Source organism: Nitrobacter sp. 62-13, assembly GCF_001896955.1.
Taxonomy (GTDB): Bacteria; Pseudomonadota; Alphaproteobacteria; order Rhizobiales; family Xanthobacteraceae; genus Nitrobacter.
In genome coordinates this window covers 27,618-29,725 of sequence record NZ_MKRN01000027.1, presented here as the reverse complement: position 1 = coordinate 29,725, position 2,108 = coordinate 27,618, and the positions used below count along the sequence as shown (strand labels likewise).

Annotated in this window: 3 protein-coding genes and 1 pseudogene; 3 read left to right on the top strand and 1 reads right to left on the bottom strand. The window is 64.0% G+C overall.

Going from position 1 to position 2,108, the window contains the following annotated elements; translation table 11 throughout:
- Positions 1–372: ribulose-phosphate 3-epimerase (locus tag BGN91_RS03855; protein ID WP_292610679.1), on the bottom strand; the 372-nt coding region annotated here is incomplete at its 3' end.
- A 259-nt stretch (positions 373–631) separates the two neighbouring features.
- Here BGN91_RS03855 and BGN91_RS03850 point away from each other — a divergent pair.
- The 3 genes and pseudogenes from BGN91_RS03850 to BGN91_RS03845 form a co-directional block, all read left to right on the top strand.
- Complete coding sequence (locus tag BGN91_RS03850) at positions 632–1,282, top strand: EF-hand domain-containing protein (protein WP_366408238.1); 651 nt, start codon at positions 632–634, stop codon at positions 1,280–1,282.
- Positions 1,279–1,416: a hypothetical protein gene (locus tag BGN91_RS17635; RefSeq protein ID WP_366408236.1), complete on the top strand. Its 138-nt coding sequence runs from the start codon at positions 1,279–1,281 to the stop codon at positions 1,414–1,416. The genes BGN91_RS03850 and BGN91_RS17635 overlap by 4 nt, the downstream gene beginning before the upstream one ends.
- Before the next feature lie 199 nt (positions 1,417–1,615).
- Positions 1,616–2,108, top strand: a pseudogene (locus BGN91_RS03845) (hypothetical protein); the annotation flags it as partial.

Here is a 2,108-nt window from a genome sequence, read left to right as displayed (position 1 = left end):
GGGATTGAGCGTGACGCCCGCCTTCTTGCCGAGGTTGCGAATGGCCTGCAGCGAGCGATGCAGGTGCGGCCCGGCCTCGACGTGAACCGTGATGTGGTCGCAACCGGCCTTGGCGAAGGCTTCGAGATAGGGATCGCAGGGCGAAATCATCAGGTGGGCGTCGAAGATCTTCTTCGTGTGCGGGCGCATCGCCTTGATGACATCGGGGCCGTAGGAGATGTTCGGCACGAAATGGCCGTCCATCACATCGAGGTGGATCCAGTCGGCGCCCCCCTGGTCGACGGCGCGAACCTCCTCGCCCAGCTTCGAGAAGTCCGAGGCCAGGATCGACGGTGCGATGACGAGAGGACGCGGCGCAAAAGTCTGAGACATGAACGTTTCCGGGAGTTTCTGCGGGCTTGAGAAAGCCTCGCCTAACATGGGCCGCGCCCGGGGGCAATGCGCGGCATCGACTGATCGGGGTGACGCAGGCCGCGGCAAGTTCTGCCGCAAGCGGCATGTTCTGCCCCGGTTTCGCCGGGGCGTCGCGCGGAAACTCCCTGTTTATCGGCGTTTCGTGGTGGCACGGCATTTGCTGGACTTGTTGCCGAACGGGATTGCGCCGCGCGCGGCACGGATCGGGAGCTTGGCCATGCTGTTTGCCTTGGGGGCCGTGTCGTCGGCGATCGAAGCATTTCAATCGCTGGCGTCGTCGGCCTCCTCGAAGGTGAAGACCGGGGTCGGCCAGCCTGCACCGGGGTCATTCGATCCGGTCAGCGGCGGCGCGAGCCCAATGGGGCCGACGGCTTCATCGGGCTGCGGGTCGGGAGCCTGCATCTCGCCGGCCACCATGAGCGCCTTGCTTGCGGCACAGGGACAGTCGCCGGGCACATCGGCGTCTGCCGTCAGCGCGTCCGCTGCGTTGCAGGATCTGTTCTCGCAGATCGACGGCAACGGCGACGGCCGTATCAGCAAGTCCGAATTCGAAACTGCGCTCGGCGCCGGCGGCACCAACCTGGCGCAGGCCGACGACGTGTTCGGCAAGCTGGACACGAATGGCGACGGCTCGGTGAGCCTCGACGAGATGACATCGGCCCTGAAGGGCGCGGGCGGACACGAACACGGTCATGGCCGCCACCACCATGTCGCGGGTTCGGATGGCTCTGGCAGCGCGGACGGATCCAGCGGTGCTGGCGGGACGAGTCCCGATTCACTACTCGCGGCGATCGACCATCTGCTTCGACCACGAACAGCGACGGATCGGTCACCACCACAACCACGCTTGCGGATGGAACCCAGGTGACGTTGACGTCGCCGCCATCCTCGTCGACATCAGGCACCGCATCATCGTCCTATAGCCTCATGCAGCAGGCGATCCAGCGCGAAACCGAGGCGATCTCCTCCGCAGTTGCTCAATCGCTTTCGGTCAGCGTCTGATAAGAAGTTTCGACAGCCTGTCAGCATGCCCGGGCGAATTGGCACCGCTCGCCGGCAACGGCGTGCCGATGCGGCGGCCCGCAACGGTAGCCTTGGGTTCGCCCCATCCGTATCACTGCGCAGCCGATGCCGATTTTCATGATCCGATAACCATACGCTCCAAGTATTCGTTTCCTCTGCGAAGTATTGCGAGGAGCGTATGTATCTACCACGAGTACTTCTTCTCGCCGGCTGCCTCGGCCTCATCGGCTCCCATGCATCCGCTGAAGACGACTTCACCGCGTCGTTCCGGTTGCGCGGCGGCTTCGATTCCAATCCGCAGTTTTCGAGCGGGCAGGGCAGCGGCAGCGCGTTCGTCGCGGCCGATACTGCACTGGCGGCGGGAATGAAAGCCGACGGCTACACGCTGGGCGTCGCGGCGGAAGCCGACACCGTACACTATGCGCAGCCGCTGTTGACGCCCTCTCGCGGCGGCAAGGTGATCCTGCGTGGTTCGATCGGCGACGAAGATCTCAAGCTGGATTCCACATCGACCATTGCCGACACCAGCACCTACAATCTGCGCTCGACCGATCTGATCCAGTCGGTCAGGGCTGAAGCCCGATACGGGGCTATCAAGCTGTTCGGGACCGCGGAAGGAGGCCGGTCGAGCCTGAACCAGACCAATGCGATCTTTCAGGATTTTCTTCCCG

Excerpts from the sequence above, each read along its gene's own strand:
- BGN91_RS03850 (WP_366408238.1), top strand. The coding sequence starts at position 632 with ATGCTGTTTGCCTTGGGGGCCGTGTCGTCGGCGATCGAAGCATTTCAA.